This window comes from Prosthecobacter sp. (assembly GCF_034366625.1).
Lineage (GTDB): Bacteria > Verrucomicrobiota > Verrucomicrobiia > Verrucomicrobiales > Verrucomicrobiaceae > Prosthecobacter.
Window position 1 is genome coordinate 13986 of the sequence record NZ_JAXMIH010000010.1, and the last position, 17189, is coordinate 31174.

A 17189-nucleotide genomic window follows, 5' to 3' on the forward strand; every position below is an offset into this window, starting at 1 on the left:
AGGGAGTGAAAGCCCACCTGCCGAATCATCCCACCCAGCTCTATTTCATCCGTCACGGCGAAGTGGAGGAGAAGTATCACAAGGTCTTCGGCGGCTCGCGCATCGACATGGCGTTGTCGCCGTTGGGCGTGAAACAGGGCGAAGCAGTGGCGAGCTGGTTGAAGGACACGAAGATCGACAAGATCTATGCGAGCCCGATGTTGCGCGTGCAGCAGACGCTGGCGCCTTCCGCAAAACAGCGCGGCATGGAGCCGGAACTCATGGACGGGTTGCGTGAAATCGATTTCGGCGACTGGACCGGACATCGCTGGGACGAGGTGCAGTCAAACTTTGGCGTGAGCGCGTTTGACTGGCTGGAGATCATGGAGAGCGACGGCATTGCCAACGGTGAAAGCGTTCACGGGTTCACCGCACGCGTGCGTGAGTGCCTGCTGCGCATTCTGCATGCGCATCCGCATCAAAAGGTGGCGGTGTTTTGCCACGGCGGGATCATCCGGGTGATGATCGCCCTGCTGCTGGAGTGGCCGCTCGCGCGCATGGCGCACTTCAACATCGAGTATGGCAGCATCTCAGTGGTAGAGCTGCTACCGGAACGGAAGCATGCGGTGGAGATCGAACTGCTGAACTTTCAGCCGCCGGTTTGATCTAGCTGCATCAGTAATTCAACGGCTTGAGTTCGGGCAGGACGAACTTGCCGTCTTTGCGGACGAGCTGGCCGTCGAAATGGATTTCCCCGCCGCCGTAGTCGGGGCGCTGGATGTTGACGAGATCCCAATGAACCTGGCTACGGTTGCCGTTGTCGGCGATGCCTTCGTAGGCCTGACCGGGGGTGAAGTGGAAGCTGCCGGCGATCTTTTCATCGAAGAGGATGTCGCGCATGGGCTCTTTGATTTCGCGATTGAAGCCGATGGCGAATTCACCGATGTAGCGGGCGCCTTTGTCGCTGTCGAAGATCTTGTTGATGGCCTCGGTGTTGTTGGCGGTGGCCTGGACGATCTTGCCTTTGCTAAACTCCAGCTTCACGCTGTCGAAGGCAATGCCCTGGTAGATGGTGGGGGCGTTGTAGCTGATGACGCCCTCGACGCTGTCTTTGACCGGGGAGCTGAAGACTTCGCCGTCTGGGATGTTGTGATTGCCGCCGCAGGCGATGGCCTTGAGGCCCTTGAGGCTGAAGCGCAGATCGGTGCCGGGTCCGGTGATGTGGACGTTCTCGGCCTTGTCCATGAGCTTCTTGAGGGCGTTCATGGCGGGGAGGAGCGCCTCGTAGTCGAGCAAGCAGACGCGGAAGAAGAAGTCCTCGAAGGCCTGGGTGCTCATGCCGGCCTGCTGGGCCATGGAGGCGGTGGGCCAGCGCAGGACGACCCAGCGCGTGTGGGCGACGCGGCGGTTCTGCAAGGGACGCAGTTTTTTCATGACCAGTTTCATCTTGTCCGGCGGCACATCGGCGGATTCGGTGATGTTGTGGCTGCCACGGACGGCGATGTAGCACTGCGTTTGTTTCATCAGGGCCAGGTTATTCTTGGCGATGAGGTCGTACTGCTTCTCATCGGCGTGAATCATCTGTTCTCGGGTAATGACGGCGTCGTTGATCCGCACCATTGGCGTGCCGCCGGCGGCGACGACTTCACGGATGAGGCTCTGCCCGACGGTGTTCGGCACGTCGAAGAGGTCGATCCAGACGAAGTCGCCTTTTTTGACCTTGGTGGAGTAGCGGACGAGCTGGCGGGAGAGGGCGTCGATTCGGGGGTCGTGCATGATGGGCGGATTGTGGCGATAAAGACACAGGCTGGCAAAAGGGAAAATCGAGGGAATGCTGGGAACATGACGCATCGCCTGCTCCTGCTGATCTGCTTTCTGATCCACTCCATGGTGGGTGCCCAGGCACAGGAATGGACCAAGGGGCTCACGCCTGGCACGGCGGGATCGCACCTGAGTGTGCCGCCCTGCGTACTGACCTTTGAACTTGGCTGGAACAATGTGATCACGGCGGGCAAGGCAACGCTGACCGTGCGGGAGGCGGGGGATTACTGGAGGGCCGACGCCACCGCCGCGAGCACTGGTTTTGCGCGAACGCTGTGGAAGTACGACTGCGAGATGACCTCCATCATGCATCGAGATGATCTGCGGGCGCGCTTTCTTCAACACAGTGAAACAGACTGCGATGAAACCTGCAGCTACCGCGTGTCTTTTGAAAAAAAGCAAGTGGTCACGGAAACGCTCATTCAACCACGGAAAGGCACACCGGCGATTTCAACGACGTTGTGTTCGTATGGGCCGATGGACGACCTTCTTTCGGTGATTCTGTACGTCCGTAGCCTGGAACTGAAGAACGGGCAAAAAATCACCCGAGTGGTGCAGCCATGGGACAAGCCGTATCTGACCACATTCACCGTGCTGGGGCGTGAAACACTGGCATTCGACGGGAAAAGCCACCCTTGCATCAAAGTGGGACTGCAGATCCGAAAGATTGACCGCAGCACGCTTACGCTGAGCGCTTACAAGAAGATGAAAACCGCCACGATCTGGGTTTCGGATGATGCCTTGCGCGTGCCCATGGAGATGCACGCGGACGTTTTCATCGGCTACATGTCCGCACGCATGACGGACATCAAAATGCTTCAAGGGAAGGGCGCTATGGCATCGCTTCCGACCCCGATGACGGTCAAACTACCACCCGTCCAATGAATCAAGGAGCAGGTGCTGCCTCGATGCTGATGCGGATGTCGTCAAAGAAAACCGGTTCTCCCGAGAACGGAGTGGCCCAGATGGCACATTTGCCCTGGCCTTTGAGTGCCTTTTCCTCGTGCTTGATGAGCGGTTCGGCGGGTTCAGCGGCATCGGCGGGCCATGCTTTGCCGGTGATGATCCAAGCATCTCCCCCTCCCTTTTTGGCTTCGAGTTTGAGCTTCACCCAGGCTTCGCTGGTCCACGTGAAGGGTACGGTAGCAAGCGTTTGATCGTTGCGGACGAGTTCGAGCGCCTTTTTGGCCGGATTGATCATGAGGCGATGGCCGCTCATGCCATGTACGCTAACCCCGAAGCGCGGTGTGCTGCGGCCACGTTTGATGGCGAGGATTTTTGCCTCGATGCTGGCGTTGCCGCTGGCGGAGATGGCAAGCTGGGCGCTCGCGTCAGTGATGGGATTGGGATCAACGACGATGGCCTTGTTACCGTCGCGTGAGGCGATCTTGATCGTGCCATCGACGACAAAAACCTCTTTCGGTGGTTCGCCCTCGGCCCAGTCGTCCGCCTTGATTTCAAACATCTGAAGCTGCTGCGCAGCTAGGGAGGTGGCAGCACAAAGGCAGGCGGCAAGGAGCAGTCGTTTCATGGTTGGCGTGATGCGAAACTGGATCAGCGCACGGGTTCTTTCAGCAGGGCGAGCGCTTCGAGGGCCGATGCGTCCTCGTGCACAACAGCGGCGAGGCTGCGGGCGATGGCGGCGGGGTTTTTATGCTGCCAGACGTTGCGGCCGATGGCGATGCCTGCGGCACCGGCGTCCATCGCATCTTCCACCATCTTCAAGAGGCCGGCGTCGTCTCCCATCGCGGCACCACCGAGAATGATGACGGGGACGAAGCATTGCCCAACGATGCGGCGGAAGTCATCGACCGTACCGTTGATGGGGTAGGGGATCTTGACCACATCCGAACCCAACTCTGCCGCCAGTCGGGTGGAGAAGCTGACATTTTCGACGGTATATTTTTCCGGCGCGCCGAGGGCGAAGGGCAGGGATTCGAGGATGACGGGGATATCGGTGTCGAGGCTCAGGCGAATGAGATCGGCGCATTCCTGGAAGTTGGCCTTCTCATAGGCGGACCAAGGGTAGAGCATGTTCATGACGGCATTGGCACCGACCATTTCCGCTTCTTCGACACCAAAGACACCGATGCTGCCGGCTCCCTCACCTGTGGTACGGGTGTTATAGACATCGGTTCGCAGGATGATGCCCTTGCCGGCGAGGCTGTCCGCCGCACGCAGGGCGACACCGAGGTTCATGACGTAACCATCGACGAACTCGTTAACCTGATCGATGAGCTGGAAGGGGTTTTCCAGCCCGGGCACGGGAATGGCGCAACCGTGGTCGATGGGGAGAATGACGGTCTTGCCGTTGCGAAAGAGGGCTTCGAGGTTTTCCTGGCGGTTCATGGATCAAGAGGGGATTGGGCCGTTTCTTCGCAGCGATGAGCGCCGCGTGCAAACCAAAATCCCGCCAGGACGTGTTCTCCAGGGTCAGCGCTTGATGCTTTGCGGCTTGCTTTTGACCTTTTCGATCTCGCGGTTGGAACTGTCGATCGCACGTTCAAAACGCGTTTTATCGCGCTTGTACTCACGCACGAGATCAACTGTCCAGAAAGCACCACTAAGACTGGTGGCCAGAAGGAGAGCAAACAAGGCGTAGCAGATGAACGACATATGCGTTTCCTGTACTCGCCGTTGCTCACGGTCGGAGTCCACATCCAGCACACCCAGCAGATCCATCCACCAAAGCCGCCAGACACGAGGATCACGAGCAATGTTCAACGCCCAGAAGCTGATGAACAGCGCAAGGATTGAGGCAATGGCGAGACCGATCGGCATAGGGGACTAATTTTTGCCTGAGATCGACAGTCAATGATGATTTAAAACTATTCATCAACCGTGTGTCACCAGTTTTTGACCCATTTGACGGACGCTTGCGCCTTGTCCAGCGTATCGATGGATTTTAGCGTGGTGTTCACCTCGTCCTCGGAGTAGGACCAAAGGTCGTAGGTGGAGTTGATGGTGGTCGCCTCCGGAGTTTCGCCAACGGTCTCCGGGGTGGCTGCTTTGATATACTGAAAAGGACGTCCAAATCCATCGATGATGATGTATCGGGAGTTTTTCACGGTCCATATGGTTCGGGGAACTTCCACCAGCATCATTTTTCGAATTTCAGCAGTCCCCTCTGTCTTTCCATCCGATTGCGCGGAGGATTCGTCTGATGTCGCTGAAGCACTGGCACCCTTGATCTGGTCGAAACCATCGCCGGTGAGGGCCTGATACAGGCATGCCGCCCCAGAAGTGTCGTAGCTTTTGCCGGGAAGAATTTCCACCATTTGAGCATCACCAGAGGCCTCGGGGTATTCCCCGAACTCCGAGTTGTAACGCTCAAGGGAGAGTTTGATCGCCTCAAATGTGCCGGTGGTGATGCGGCGCTTCGAGGAGTTCATGGCATAAGTGTAGCCGCCCATGGTCAGCGCCGCGAGGAGGGAGATGATGGTGATAACAACAAGCATCTCCAACAACGTGAAGGCGCGTGGGTTGAATCTAAGACGGGTTGATTTCATGAAAGCTAGATGATGAAAGATGGCGTGATCAGCCGCCGGCACCACCGCTGAGATTTTTGATCACGTCGATGAGCGGGAGGAAGAGAGCCATGACGATGACACCCACGACGAGGGCGAGGACCACGATCATGAGCGGCTCCAGCATGGAGGTGAGAGCGGAGACAGAATTGTCCACCTCGTCTTCATAGACGTCGGCGATTTTCAGGAGCATCTCGGGCAACTGACCGGTTTCTTCGCCCACATCGACCATGGAGATCACCATGGGTGGAAACACGCCGCTGGATTCCAGCGGCGCCACCATGGACTCACCTTCTTTCACAGCATCATGGACTTTGGTGATGGCATCGGAAACAATCGTGTTGCCCGCAGTATCACGGGTGATGTTCAAGGCTTGGAGAATCGGCACGCCAGAGGTGACGAGCGTGCCCAGGGTGCGGGTGAAGCGGGAAATGGCGGTCTTGCGCTGCACATCGCCGAACAGCGGAAGTTTGAGCTTGGTACGGTCGATCCAGCGGCGTCCGCCCTTGGTGGCGGCCAAGGCGCGCCAACTCACGATGCTTCCAACAAGTCCGCCCAGCAGATACCACTTGTACTCAAACATGTTGCGACTGAAACCGATGACCCATTTGGTCAGCTCGGGGAGCTTGTCCTTGCTGCCCAGCATGTCTTCAAAGATGGTTTCAAAGCGGGGCACGATGACCATCATGAGGAAGACCATGATGGCAGCGGCGATGCACATGACGATGATGGGGTAAACCATCGCGGCGACAATCTTGTTTTTGAGCTTCTGCGCCTTCTCCTGGTATTCAGCGAGGCGGTTGAGCACGAGTTCTAGCACACCACCAAGCTCGCCGGCCTTCACCATGTTGATGTAGAGCTTGTTGAAGATGCGCGGATACTGCTGGAGGCTTTCGGAGAAGGTGCTGCCCGTCTGCACATTGTCGGCGAGCGTGTTGATCGTCCCCTTCATCACAAGATTTGGCTCCTGGCGGCCCAGCACGGTGAGACCACGCAGCAATGGCAGGCCGGAGTCGATGAGAGTGGCGAGCTGGCGCGTGAAAATCATCAGGCTCTTGCTCTTCACCTTGGCATTGGCACCGACTTTGACGACCTTGGCCTTGCCCTTGGTGGTCGATTTGGCGCGCTTCTTGATTGCGGCTGCCTGGCCCTGTCCTTCGGCGGCGACACTGGTCGGGTAGAGGCCGGACTGGCGAAGTTGATTGATGGCGTCCGCCTCGGAGGCAGCATCAAGGTCTCCGGCGGTTTCCTGTCCGTTCTGATCCAGGGCGATGTAATGAAACTTGGGCATAAGGCGTGGCGTGGAGGCGTTTGTTCAGGGTAAATTCAGAATACCGGGGCGACGGGCGTTCTGTCCATCAAATAAATGAGCAAGGATGCTCTCGAAAGGGAACGTTGGTGGCCTTCGGGAGGATCAGGTGTATTTCAGTACTTCTTCGATGGTCGTGTCGCCATTGTAGATGCTGCGCAGGCCGTCTTCGCGAAGGGTAACCATGCCCAGTTCGATGGCCTTCTGGCGAAGGACGATGGAAGGGGCACGACCCGTGATGAGTTCGCGGATGGGATCGGTGACATGGAGCAGTTCGTAGATGCCTTTGCGGCCTTTGTAGCCACTGCTGCCGCAGGAGGAGCAGCCGGAACCGGTGTAGAAATGCTTCCCGCCCAAATCTTCAGGGGAGAGGTTGAGCTGGTTCAAAATGTGCAGGCTTGGCTCATACGGTGAGCGGCAGCTTTTGCAGATGGTGCGCAGCAGACGTTGGGCCAGCACCCCCTCCAGTGTGGCGGACACCAGGAAGGGCTCGACACCCATGTCCACCAGACGTGTCACCGCACCGGCGGAATCGTTCGTGTGCAGCGTGCTGAGCACGAGATGGCCTGTGAGCGAGGCCTGGATCGCAATCTGGGCGGTTTCAAGGTCACGCATTTCACCGACCATGATGCGGTCGGGATCCTGGCGCAGGAAGGAACGCAGGGCTTTGGCGAAGGTCAGGCCCACGGCTTCGTTGATCGGCACCTGCATGATGCCATCCAGTTCATATTCGACTGGATCTTCGGCGGTGAGCAACTTGCAGTCGATGGTGTTGATTCGGCGCAGGCAGGCGTACAGCGTGGTGGTTTTGCCCGCTCCGGTGGGGCCGGTGACGATGAAGATGCCATTCGGCTTGTGAATCGTCTCCACGATGTAATCGAAGAGGAAGGGCTGCATGCCGAGCACCTCCAGATCGAGATTGACCGAGGACCGGTCAAGAACACGAAGCACCACGGATTCGCCATGCTGTGTGGGCAGCGAGTTCACGCGCATGTCCACCGGCTTGCCGCCCACCGTGGTCATGATGCGCCCGTCCTGCGGGATGCGGCGCTCCGCAATGTTCATGTTCGCCATGACCTTGATGCGGGAGATGATGGAAGTCGCCAGATGCACCGGAGGCGGGGCCATTTCATACAGCGCACCGTCCACGCGGTAGCGGATTTTGAACTCGCGCTCGAACGGCTCGAAGTGGATGTCGCTCGCACGCTCCTTGATGGCCTGATGCATCACCAGATCGACGAATTTAACGATGGGGGCCGAATTTGCCTCCACTTCGGGCGAGGCGCCGTCTTTGCCGCCCTTGCCGAGCTGACCGAAGATTTCCTCGATGCTGGGCGCTCCGCTGCCGTAGTGCCTTTCGATCAAGTTCTGCACCTGGCTGCGGCGTGCAACCACTGGCACAATGGTTTTTTCGAGTCCGAAGCGCAGGTCTTCGACGAGCTGCGGGTTGAGTGGATCAGTGAAGGCGACATGCAGCCCCTGCGCATCAAGGGTGATCGGAAACGCTCCGTAAAGGCGTGCCATGCCCGCTGGAATCAGCGCAATGACCGACGGCGGCGGCTCGAAGTTGTCGAGATCGAAGTGATCCGCGCCCAGTTCATCGGCCACCTGGGCCCAGAATTCGTCTTCATTGGCGTAGATACTGTAATCCAGCAGCACCTGGACGATGTCTTTGCCGTTCTGCACGGCATCCTGCTCAATGTCATAGGCGAGACCTTTGTCGATCACGCCCCGGTTTTCGAGCATCTCTACCACATTCTGAGGTGTCATAGTCGTCTGTAAGGAATGGAATTCGTTGGGGAATGCCGGGGAAACTCAATCGGCATCGGACATGGTGGCTTCGATCACTTCTTCGGCGGTGGTCATGCCGGAGAGCACCTTGCGGATGCCGTCTTCACGCAGGGTGCGCATGCCCAGCTCGCGCGCACGTTTGCGGAGTTGCGGCGTGGTGAGCTGCTGGTTGATCATGTTGCGCACTTCGTCGTCGATTTTGAAAATCTCCACGAGAGACATGCGGCCGCGGTAACCACCCTGACGGCACTTGGAGCAGCCGTTCGCGCCGTTGACCGTGGCCTCCAAAAGCTGGGAGGCTTCCAGCCCGAGCGCGCGCAGTTCACGATCGCTGAGAGTGGAGGAGGATTTACAGTCGGGGCACAGCTTGCGCACCAGCCGCTGCGCCTCGATCGCACGCACGGCGGAGGCGGTGAGGAACGGCTTCACACCGATGTCACTGAGACGGGCCACGGCGCTTGGTGCATCATTCGTGTGCAGCGTACTAAAGACCAGGTGGCCGGTGAGCGAGGCCTGGATCGCAATGGAGGCCGTTTCCAAATCTCGAATTTCCCCCAGCATGATGATGTTCGGCGCCTGGCGCAGCATGGCGCGAAGCGCCGCGGCGAACGTCATGCCGACCTCCTCCTTCACCATGACCTGATTGATCCCTGCGAGCTCATATTCGACCGGATCTTCGACCGTGATGATCTTGCGGTCGGGGCGGTTGATGAAATTGAGGCAGGCATAAAGCGTCGTGGTTTTGCCTGAACCGGTCGGGCCGGTGACCAGAATGATGCCGTCCGGCAGCGTGATAAGCTGCTCAAAGGTAGCCTGGTCGTCGCTGAGGAAGCCCAGGTCCACGAGACCGAGTTTCAGGCTGCTCTTGTCGAGCACACGCATGACCACGCTCTCGCCGTTGTTCGTCGGGATGACCGACACGCGCATGTCGATCTCCTTGTCGTTGTAGGCCATCTGGATGCGTCCGTCCTGCGGGATGCGTTTTTCATCCAACTGCATCGAACCGGTCATGATCTTGAGGCGTCCGATGATCGCGGAATGCAGGCGCTTCGGATGATGCTCCACATCAATGAGCACACCGTCCATGCGGTAGCGGATGCGGATGTCTTTCTCCAGCGGCTCGACGTGAATGTCCGAGGCCTTCTGTTTGAACGCCTCCATCAGCATGTTCGTCACCAGCTTGATGACCGGGGCGTCGTCATCGGTCACGGTACCATCGGTGTTTTTGGCCCTGATGGTTCCCATCACCGCCTCGTTGCCGTAGATGTTGGCCTGGAGCGTCTTGATCAGCGCAGGCGTGGAGCAGTAGTACTCAATGTCAGGCTGCAGCACATGCGGCAGCGCGTCCAGCGTTTCAAAGTCATACGGATCGGCCACCACGATCTGCAAGGTGCTGCCATTCGTTCCCAGCGGCGCGATCTTGTATTTTAACGCAACATCGAGACGCACAAGCGCCTTCAGACCGCCATGCGGCTCGAACCCGTTCAAATCCACGTACTCCATGCCGGAGTTCACCGCGACCATCTGCGCGATCTGCTCGTCCGAGATCGTCCCCGCCTTGATCAGCACCTCAATGATGCTCTCTCCGGGTTTCAGGCCTCCTTTTGTCTGCTGGATGTCACGCTCGGTCAGCAGCCCGGATTCTTGGAGCTGTTCGAGTAGGTATGTTTCATTGGAGTACATGTAAACGTGTCTGCTTGGCGGGTGGGAGGTGCGAACGGTATTTTTCGATAATCACCAGACTACAACCTCGCGCTGGAAAGTGTCAACGAATCGGCGCGTGCGGCATGAAATTTGATGAGGATGAATGACAAACCACCGTTTCTGCCAGCGTTCGACTTGCCCCGCGACTCAATCACGACGATTCACCCTCATGCACCTCTCTCAGCGCCTCACCGCCCCGCTCCTCGGCCTCTGCCTTGTTCTTGCCAGTTTCACTCCGCGCACGGCCGCCGCCCATGATGCGGGCACACAGATGGCGGCCATCGCCAAAGTGTTCCTCGCCGCTCTTACGCCTGAACAAAAGGCGAAGGCCGGCTTCGAGTTCGCCGCTGAGGAACGTGAAAACTGGCATTTCATCCCACGTGAGCGCAAAGGACTGCCCATGAAGGAGATGACGCCACAGCAGCGCCTGCTCGCCCATGCTCTGTTAAACACAGGTCTCAGCTTCCGCGGCTCCGCCAAAGCCGTCACCATCATGAGTCTCGAAGAAGTTCTCTATCAAATGGAGGGAGCGGATGAAGCGAAGCGCGCCGCCGTCCGCGAGAAGCGTGATCCTGAAAAATATTTTGTCTCCATCTTTGGCGAACCTGCGGACAAAGGTTCTTGGGGCTGGCGTGTCGAAGGCCATCATCTCTCACTGAACTTCACCATCAAGGACGGTCAGCTTCTTCGTGCCACCCCCTCCTTCATGGGCACCAATCCCGGCGAAATCCGCCAGGGGCCTCTCACCGGGCTGCGTGTGCTTGCTGTGGAAGAGGAACTGGGGCGCGAACTGGTCAAAACACTCACGCCGGAACAATTCAAAGCGGCACTGGTGGCCGAGATCGCCCCCAAGGAGATGATCACCGCTGCCGAACACAAGGTCAGCGCTTTGTCACCCGCTGGACTCGCGGATTCCGAACTCAATGAAAAGCAGAAAGCCATGCTCACGCGCCTGATTGATGAATATCTCACACGCCTGCGTCCGGAAATCGCCGACGAGGCTCGTGCAGAGATCCAAAAGAGCGGGCCGGTTTATTTCGGCTGGGCCGGCGGCAAGGAGCGCGGCGAACCGCACTATTATCGCGTTCAAGGGAAGACCTTCCTGCTTGAGTACGACAACACGCAGAACGACGCCAACCACGTTCACAGTGTCTGGCGCAGTTTCGACGGCGACTTTGGCCGCGATTTGCTCGGTGAGCATCTGAAGAAGGCGCATTGAAGTCGTTGTCGCATTGCGGCATGAAGATTCATTCAGGTTTGAATGCACGCAATTCGCGTGCCTGATGGCGGTTGCACACAGCTATTCCCATGCTGTTCGCAGCTTGTTCACATCCGCTTGCGAAAATCTTCACTGCGGAGTGCAAATTGATTTTGATTTTTTTCACCTGCTTGCGTGAAAATTTCAAAAAATATATCGAAGAAGAACTTGTGACACGTGTCGATTTCGTCATACAAAGTGCTGTCGTTTAAAAAAACATTCACTGGCCTCCCGATTGCTCCATTGAATTTTTTTCGGCACAGCTTCCCAATCCACTTTCGACCTCACTCTCCCGGAGAACCTCATCATGGCGCGTAACGATGAAAACACGAATCAACCTTCCCTCAATGGATCAGATCATCATGCGCACACGGAACTGTTCACGCTTGCTCCCACGGTCTGGGATCGTGTGTGCGAGGTGTTGGTGAGCCGGCTTGGCGGCGATAATTTTCAGCGATGCTTCAGCGGCACCTCCGCGCGTCTCGCTGATGACGGGCGCTTCATCATCACCGTGCCGAATCCGATTCATCAGCTCTGGATCGAAAGCAATCACAGCGCTGCCGTGGCGGATGCCGTGGCCGAGGTCACAGGTGTTCCTGCCGTCATCGAATTTCACGTCGCCACCGAACCAACGCCCGTCGCCTCCTTTGCACCGCTGCCTGAACTCAAGGCCGCGCGCATCACCGCCGCCGATCAGGCGCCGATTCGTTTTTTCAGCGAGGCCGGATTGAACGCCAAGTTCAACTTCGACAGCTACGTCGTGGGCACCAACAGCAGCTATTCCGTCGCCGTCGCCCGCGCTGTCGCTGAAAAACCGGGCCGCATCTACAACCCTCTGTTCCTCTACGGCCCCACCGGTCTTGGCAAGACGCATCTCATGCAGGCCATCGGCCAGGAGGTGCTCGCGCGCAAGCCGCGCGCCAACGTGCGCTACGTCACCTCCGAGCAGTTCACCAACGAGTTTGTGGACGCCATCAAGAAGCAGACCTTCAGCCAGTTCCGCCAGAAATTCCGCAAGCTCGACGTCCTGCTCATCGACGATGTGCACTTCTTCGAGGGCAAGGACAGCACACAGGAGGAGTTCTTCCACACCTTCAACGAGCTCTTCAACAACGCGAAGCAGATCGTCCTCGCCAGCGACCGTCCGCCGAGCGAGATCAAAAATCTCGAAAGCCGCCTCGTCTCACGCTTTGAATGGGGTCTCGCTACTCAGATTCAGGTGCCGGACTTTGAAACACGCATCGCCATCCTGCGCCGCAAGCAGAGCGACTTCAATGTCGCTCTCGACTCCTGGATTCTCGACTTCATGGCGCAGCACATCCGTGCCAACGTGCGCAAACTCGAAGGCGCGCTCATGCGCGTCGCCGCCCATGTCTCGCTCGAAGGTGCCGTCACCACGGAATCCGCCCTCGCCACGCTGCTGCATGATGTGATCGACGCAGATCAGTCGAAGACCGTCACTGTGGATCGCGTGCAGCGCATCGTGGCCACGCATTACGATCTGCGTGTCAGCGACCTCACCGGCCCGCGGCGTCCGAAAAACATCGCCGAAGCCCGCCAGGTGGCCATGTACCTCGTGCGCACGCTCACCAAGCTGCCTCTGGTCCAGATTGGTGATGAATTCGGTGGCCGCGACCACGGCACCGTCATCCACGCCTGCAAAGTCGTCACCAACAACCTCAACGCCTCCAACGACTTCAAGCGCACCCTCGATTCCCTCGCCGGAAAAATCCGCGAAGGGTGAGCCCCCTCGGAGCGCGATGATGATTCAACTCGGAAGAGTTACTTCCTCACTCCGATCTTTTTCACCGGCGCCTTGAGCGAAGATTGCGGAATCATCGCCGACACCTCCGCGCCAACGGCGGTAAAGATGCTCGGCATGAAGATTCTCACAGTAGCTGCGCATCCGTCTCCGCTTTAAACTCCTCCAGCAGCGCAACGAGCTGCTGGGGCGTGTGGCTGGCTTTGACGGCGGCGATGGCTTCGTTGGCGAGTTCGTCGCAACGTTCGTTGTCGGTGTGACCGGCGTGGCCTTTGACCCAGTGCCAGTGGATTTTGTGGTGGGCGGTCGCAGCGTCGAGTTCGCGCCAGAGGTCGGCGTTTTTGACGGGTTGTTTCGCGCTGGTGCGCCAGCCGTTGCGTTTCCAACTGGCGATCCATTGGCTGATGCCCTGGCGGACGTACTGCGAGTCGGTGTGGAAGTCGATCTCGCAGGGCTCTTTCAAAATGCGCAGGGCTTCGATGGCGGCCTGGAGTTCCATGCGGTTGTTCGTGGTGGCGGGAACGCCGCCTTTGAGTTCGCGCACATGCTTGCCGTAGGCCAGCACAACGGCCCAGCCACCGGGGCCGGGGTTGCCGTGGCAGCCGCCGTCGGAATGAATGACGACTTTCTTCACGCCGGAGTCTGATGGGATTCCGCCGCCCACGCACGCATGCGGCGGTCGATGAAGAAGGGCACAAACGGCAGCAGCGAGGCGATGAACACGAGCGCCGCGCGACTGAACGGCCAGTTCGTCGTCATGAGCACACGCAGCAGTGCAAAACCGAACACCACAAACAAGCCGCCATGCACCGAGCCGGCGATTTTAACCGCCATCGGCATGCCCAGCGCATATTTGAGCGGCATGGCGATGAACAGGAGGATCAAATACGAGATGGCTTCAAGCAGGGCGACAGAGCGCAGGAAGGAGACGGGGTTTTTCATCGGGTGCGGTGCTTTTAGACGGCACCTGTTGAATGACAAACGCGAATATTCTCGAATGGCCGCGAATGAACACGAATGCCTGAATTTGCGAGCATTCGCGGCCATTCCGGTTCCATTCGCGTTGAACAAAAAAACTCCGACCGCCTTGCGACGACCGGAGTTTTCGAATGAGTTGAGGACGAGTCCGAATCACTTCACGCCGGAAGCCTTCAGGTCGTTGTATTTGGCGAAGCCTTGCTCGGCAGTGAGGCCGCCGTGGACCACGCCTTGGACGGCCTGCATCATGGCGATGGGGGCGTCGGATTGGAAGATGTTGCGGCCCATATCAACGCCGCTGGCACCTTGAGCGATGGCGTTGGCGCACATCTGGAGGGCTTCGAGTTCGGGCAGCTTCTTGCCACCGGCGATCACGATCGGCACGGGACAGCAGCTCGTCACGGTGTCGAACTCGGTGTCGGTGTAGTAGCACTTCACGACGTTCGCGCCGAGTTCAGCCATGATGCGGGTGGCGAGGCGGAAATACTGCGAAGTGCGGGCCATCGCACGACCCACGGCGGTCACGCCCATGACGGCGATGCCGTAACGGCTGGCGGCATCGACGAGGTCGGTGAGGTTCTTCAGGCTTTGGCGCTCATACGCACTGCCGATGAACACCTGCACGGCCAGCACGCTGGCGTTGAGACGGATGGCTTCCTCGATGTTGAGCGCGGTGCTTTCATTGGAGAGCGGTTCAAAGCCGGGGCGGCCAAACTTGGCCTTCTTGCCGTCGATTTCGCCTTCCCATTCTTCCATGGGGCTGATCATCGAGGTGCCGCCGGAGGCACGCAGGGCGATGGCTTTGGTCGTGGAGGCGGGAATCACGCTGCGCTGGATGCCACGGGTGAGCATGAGGCAGTCGGCATATGGGGCGAGGGGCAGGATCGTCTGATCGACGCGCTCCAGGCCGGTGGTCGGGCCTTGGAAATAACCGTGGTCAAAGGCGAGCATCACGGTGCGGCCGTCCTTGGGATTGAAGACCCTGCTGAGGCGGTTCTTGAGGCCCCAGTCATACTGGTGGCAGCCCTTCAGGAAGAAGCCGGGGGCCTCCTGGGGGACGTGGGTGAAGAATTCCTTGTCTTTCTTGTCAGCAGCGCTGGTTTGGATGTCGGCCATGGTCGTGGGTGTTCAGGGTTCGTTTAAGGGCGCGCACGATGGGCTTGAATCGGTCCCGTGCAAGCATATTGCCAGCGCTTGCAAAACCCTCCCGCCTGTGGTTTCTACGCGGCTCATGTCTGCAAACCTCCTCATCTACCTTGACGGCAAGCTCGTTCCTGAATCCGAGGCGAAGATCTCCGTCTTCGACCACGGCCTGCTCTATGGCGACGGGGTATTTGAAGGCATCCGCATCTACAATGGTCGCGTGTTCCGTCTCACCGAGCATTTGCACCGCCTGTACGACTGCGCCAAAGCGATCTGCCTCACGATCCCGATTCCTTTCGAGGAAATGGAGAAAGCCACGCTCGACACCGTGGCCGCGAACAAGCTGCGCGACGGCTACATCCGCCTCGTCATCACACGTGGTGTCGGCTCGCTCGGTTTGAATCCCTACCAGTGCCCGAAGGCCGGTGTCATCATCATCGCCAGCAGCATCTCGCTGTATCCGGCGGAACGTTATGAAGTGGGTCTGAACCTGATCACCTGTGGCACGCGCCGTCCGAACTCCTCCGCGCTCAGCCCGCAGGTGAAGAGCCTGAATTACCTCAACAACATCATGGCCAAGATCGAGTGCCTCCAGGCCGGTTGTGACGAGGGCATCATGCTCAATGATCAGGGCTTCGTCTCCGAATGCACCGGCGACAACGTCTTCATCGTGAAGAACGGCAAGGTCACCACGCCGCCGATCTCCTCCGGCGCTCTCGACGGCATCACCCGTCGCGCGGTCATGGAAATCCTCGTGGAGATGGGCGTGCCTTGCATTGAGGCCGTCATGACGCGCTTCGACGTTTACACCGCCGACGAATGCTTCCTCACCGGCACCGCCGCCGAGGTCATTTCCGCCGTGCAGTACGACCGCCGCCCCATCGGCGATGGCAAGCCCGGCAAGCTCACGCAGGAGCTGACGCAACGCTTCAAGGCGCTCGCCAACAGCACCGGCACCCCGGTGCCGTACGCGTGATCCGGCATTTTTGCCCTGATTCCTTCTGGAAATCTGGCACGGACGATGCAGCATTCGGGCGCATGACATTTGCGCGAAGCCTCGCTCTTTCCCTTGCTGCCGCTGTGGTTGTTCTCAGCAGTTGCGCCACCGCGCCGCAGGCGAACCTCCCGCCGGTGGACAATCGCGCATGGTGGAAAGGCGACGGTGTCGTTGGACCGCCCCGCATCGTGATCAATCTGAGCGAACAACGGATTCACTACTTCAAAGGCGGCGAACTGGTCGGCATGTCGCCGATTTCCTCGGGGAAGGAGAGCACGGGCACGGTGAACGGCCGCTTCAGCATCATCGAAAAGGATCTGCATCACCGCTCCTCGCTGTTCGGCTCGTACATCGATTCCAGCGGAGACACGGTGGTGAGCGATGTCGATACACGCAAAGATCCGCAGCCGCCGGGCACGAAGTTTGTCGGCGCGAACATGCGTTACTTCATGCGTATCGTGGGTGGCATCGGCATGCATGAGGGCTATCTGCCCGGCTATCCGGCCTCCCACGGCTGCATCCGCCTGCCGACCAAGATGGCCGCCATTTTCTACCGCGAGACACCGCATGGCACGCCAGTGCAAATCATCGGCCACGGTTCCTTCGCTGCCAACGAAGAACCCATCCAGATCGGCAGCGATGAGATCGACATCGCACCCGCGCCTTCTGCCCCACCCGCGAGAGTCGTGGCTGCCGCGTCCCCCGCGAAAGCCGCTCCTGCAACTCCTGCCGCGAGAAGCGTGACACACACGCCGCCCGCGCGAACCACGCTGTTCGCAAGCAGCAAGCCGCAGAAGAAGGAATCCAAACCCCGGCAGACGGAAACCATCCGCCGTGCCATCGTCCCGATGAAAAAACGCATCTCGAGGATGCGGCCCGGTGAGACGCTCTTCATCGAGTGAACGTTGCCTTGTTGCTGC

The 17189-nt window shown here is 58.8% G+C and carries 17 protein-coding genes; 6 read left to right on the forward strand and 11 right to left on the reverse strand.

What is annotated here, in order from left to right; genetic code table 11:
* The first annotated feature begins 5 nt into the window (after positions 1-5).
* Entirely contained in the window at positions 6-644 is a 639-nt protein-coding gene (locus U1A53_RS12465) for a histidine phosphatase family protein (RefSeq protein WP_322281327.1), read from the forward strand.
* Positions 645-654: 10 nt separating this feature from the next.
* Here U1A53_RS12465 and U1A53_RS12470 read toward each other — a convergent pair whose 3' ends face one another.
* Positions 655-1755, reverse strand: coding sequence for an aminopeptidase (locus tag U1A53_RS12470; protein ID WP_322281329.1), 1101 nt, complete (start codon positions 1753-1755; stop codon positions 655-657).
* Positions 1756-1866: 111 nt separating this feature from the next.
* Here U1A53_RS12470 and U1A53_RS12475 point away from each other — a divergent pair, with 111 nt between their 5' ends.
* Entirely contained in the window at positions 1867-2685 is an 819-nt protein-coding gene (locus U1A53_RS12475; protein ID WP_322281764.1) for a DUF3108 domain-containing protein, read from the forward strand.
* Position 2686: 1 nt separating this feature from the next.
* On the opposite strand, the gene U1A53_RS12480 is transcribed toward U1A53_RS12475, so the two are convergent.
* The 7 genes from U1A53_RS12480 to U1A53_RS12510 all read right to left on the reverse strand — a co-directional run bounded on the left by U1A53_RS12480 (position 2687) and on the right by U1A53_RS12510 (position 10110).
* Positions 2687-3331, reverse strand: a complete 645-nt coding sequence (locus U1A53_RS12480; protein ID WP_322281330.1) for a hypothetical protein — start codon at positions 3329-3331, stop codon at positions 2687-2689.
* 23 nt (positions 3332-3354) lie between these two features.
* The gene (locus tag U1A53_RS12485; RefSeq protein ID WP_322281331.1) at positions 3355-4149 is read right to left on the reverse strand and encodes a hypothetical protein; all 795 of its coding nucleotides are present in this window, start codon (positions 4147-4149) and stop codon (positions 3355-3357) included.
* A gap of 84 nt (positions 4150-4233) precedes the next feature.
* Entirely contained in the window at positions 4234-4581 is a 348-nt protein-coding gene (locus tag U1A53_RS12490; RefSeq protein WP_322281333.1) for a hypothetical protein, read from the reverse strand.
* 65 nt (positions 4582-4646) lie between these two features.
* Positions 4647-5309 carry a prepilin-type N-terminal cleavage/methylation domain-containing protein gene (locus U1A53_RS12495; RefSeq protein WP_322281334.1) on the reverse strand — a complete coding sequence of 221 codons (663 nt, stop codon included), beginning with the start codon at positions 5307-5309 and terminating at the stop codon, positions 4647-4649.
* Positions 5310-5337: 28 nt separating this feature from the next.
* On the reverse strand, positions 5338-6618 hold the full coding sequence (locus tag U1A53_RS12500) for a type II secretion system F family protein (RefSeq protein ID WP_322281335.1): 1281 nt from the start codon (positions 6616-6618) through the stop codon (positions 5338-5340).
* A gap of 123 nt (positions 6619-6741) precedes the next feature.
* A complete protein-coding gene (locus U1A53_RS12505) occupies positions 6742-8406 on the reverse strand; it encodes a GspE/PulE family protein (RefSeq protein WP_322281337.1) in 1665 nt (554 codons plus the stop codon).
* Between the two features lie 45 nt (positions 8407-8451).
* Positions 8452-10110: an ATPase, T2SS/T4P/T4SS family gene (locus U1A53_RS12510; RefSeq protein WP_322281339.1), complete on the reverse strand. Its 1659-nt coding sequence runs from the start codon at positions 10108-10110 to the stop codon at positions 8452-8454.
* Between the two features lie 190 nt (positions 10111-10300).
* Here U1A53_RS12510 and U1A53_RS12515 point away from each other — a divergent pair, with 190 nt between their 5' ends.
* Entirely contained in the window at positions 10301-11350 is a 1050-nt protein-coding gene (locus U1A53_RS12515; RefSeq protein WP_322281341.1) for a DUF3500 domain-containing protein, read from the forward strand.
* A gap of 346 nt (positions 11351-11696) precedes the next feature.
* Positions 11697-13133: a chromosomal replication initiator protein DnaA gene (gene dnaA, locus U1A53_RS12520; RefSeq protein WP_322281342.1), complete on the forward strand. Its 1437-nt coding sequence runs from the start codon at positions 11697-11699 to the stop codon at positions 13131-13133.
* A gap of 145 nt (positions 13134-13278) precedes the next feature.
* Here dnaA and rnhA read toward each other — a convergent pair whose 3' ends face one another.
* The 3 genes from rnhA to U1A53_RS12535 form a co-directional block, all read right to left on the reverse strand.
* Positions 13279-13785 (reverse strand): ribonuclease HI, encoded by a 507-nt coding sequence (gene rnhA, locus U1A53_RS12525; RefSeq protein WP_322281344.1) that lies wholly within the window; start codon positions 13783-13785, stop codon positions 13279-13281.
* On the reverse strand, positions 13782-14093 hold the full coding sequence (locus U1A53_RS12530) for a DUF3817 domain-containing protein (RefSeq protein ID WP_322281346.1): 312 nt from the start codon (positions 14091-14093) through the stop codon (positions 13782-13784). The genes rnhA and U1A53_RS12530 overlap by 4 nt, the downstream gene beginning before the upstream one ends.
* Before the next feature lie 189 nt (positions 14094-14282).
* A complete protein-coding gene (locus U1A53_RS12535) occupies positions 14283-15245 on the reverse strand; it encodes a 3-hydroxy-5-phosphonooxypentane-2,4-dione thiolase (protein WP_322281347.1) in 963 nt (320 codons plus the stop codon).
* Positions 15246-15360: 115 nt separating this feature from the next.
* Here U1A53_RS12535 and ilvE point away from each other — a divergent pair, with 115 nt between their 5' ends.
* Together ilvE and U1A53_RS12545 are read left to right on the forward strand one after the other, a co-directional pair.
* Complete coding sequence (gene ilvE / locus U1A53_RS12540; RefSeq protein ID WP_322281349.1) at positions 15361-16248, forward strand: branched-chain-amino-acid transaminase; 888 nt, start codon at positions 15361-15363, stop codon at positions 16246-16248.
* Between the two features lie 62 nt (positions 16249-16310).
* Positions 16311-17171: a L,D-transpeptidase family protein gene (locus tag U1A53_RS12545; protein ID WP_322281351.1), complete on the forward strand. Its 861-nt coding sequence runs from the start codon at positions 16311-16313 to the stop codon at positions 17169-17171.
* Positions 17172-17189: the final 18 nt, after the last annotated feature.

Excerpts from the sequence above, each read along its gene's own strand:
- U1A53_RS12470 (WP_322281329.1), bottom strand. The coding sequence starts at position 1,755 with ATGCACGACCCCCGAATCGACGCCCTCTCCCGCCAGCTCGTCCGCTAC.
- U1A53_RS12475 (WP_322281764.1), top strand. The coding sequence starts at position 1,867 with ATGGTGGGTGCCCAGGCACAGGAATGGACCAAGGGGCTCACGCCTGGC.
- U1A53_RS12480 (WP_322281330.1), bottom strand. The coding sequence starts at position 3,331 with ATGAAACGACTGCTCCTTGCCGCCTGCCTTTGTGCTGCCACCTCCCTA.
- U1A53_RS12485 (WP_322281331.1), bottom strand. The coding sequence starts at position 4,149 with ATGAACCGCCAGGAAAACCTCGAAGCCCTCTTTCGCAACGGCAAGACC.
- U1A53_RS12490 (WP_322281333.1), bottom strand. The coding sequence starts at position 4,581 with ATGCCGATCGGTCTCGCCATTGCCTCAATCCTTGCGCTGTTCATCAGC.
- U1A53_RS12495 (WP_322281334.1), bottom strand. The coding sequence starts at position 5,309 with ATGAAATCAACCCGTCTTAGATTCAACCCACGCGCCTTCACGTTGTTG.
- U1A53_RS12500 (WP_322281335.1), bottom strand. The coding sequence starts at position 6,618 with ATGCCCAAGTTTCATTACATCGCCCTGGATCAGAACGGACAGGAAACC.
- U1A53_RS12505 (WP_322281337.1), bottom strand. The coding sequence starts at position 8,406 with ATGACACCTCAGAATGTGGTAGAGATGCTCGAAAACCGGGGCGTGATC.
- U1A53_RS12510 (WP_322281339.1), bottom strand. The coding sequence starts at position 10,110 with ATGTACTCCAATGAAACATACCTACTCGAACAGCTCCAAGAATCCGGG.
- U1A53_RS12515 (WP_322281341.1), top strand. The coding sequence starts at position 10,301 with ATGCACCTCTCTCAGCGCCTCACCGCCCCGCTCCTCGGCCTCTGCCTT.
- dnaA (WP_322281342.1), top strand. The coding sequence starts at position 11,697 with ATGGCGCGTAACGATGAAAACACGAATCAACCTTCCCTCAATGGATCA.
- U1A53_RS12530 (WP_322281346.1), bottom strand. The coding sequence starts at position 14,093 with ATGAAAAACCCCGTCTCCTTCCTGCGCTCTGTCGCCCTGCTTGAAGCC.
- U1A53_RS12535 (WP_322281347.1), bottom strand. The coding sequence starts at position 15,245 with ATGGCCGACATCCAAACCAGCGCTGCTGACAAGAAAGACAAGGAATTC.
- ilvE (WP_322281349.1), top strand. The coding sequence starts at position 15,361 with ATGTCTGCAAACCTCCTCATCTACCTTGACGGCAAGCTCGTTCCTGAA.
- U1A53_RS12545 (WP_322281351.1), top strand. The coding sequence starts at position 16,311 with ATGACATTTGCGCGAAGCCTCGCTCTTTCCCTTGCTGCCGCTGTGGTT.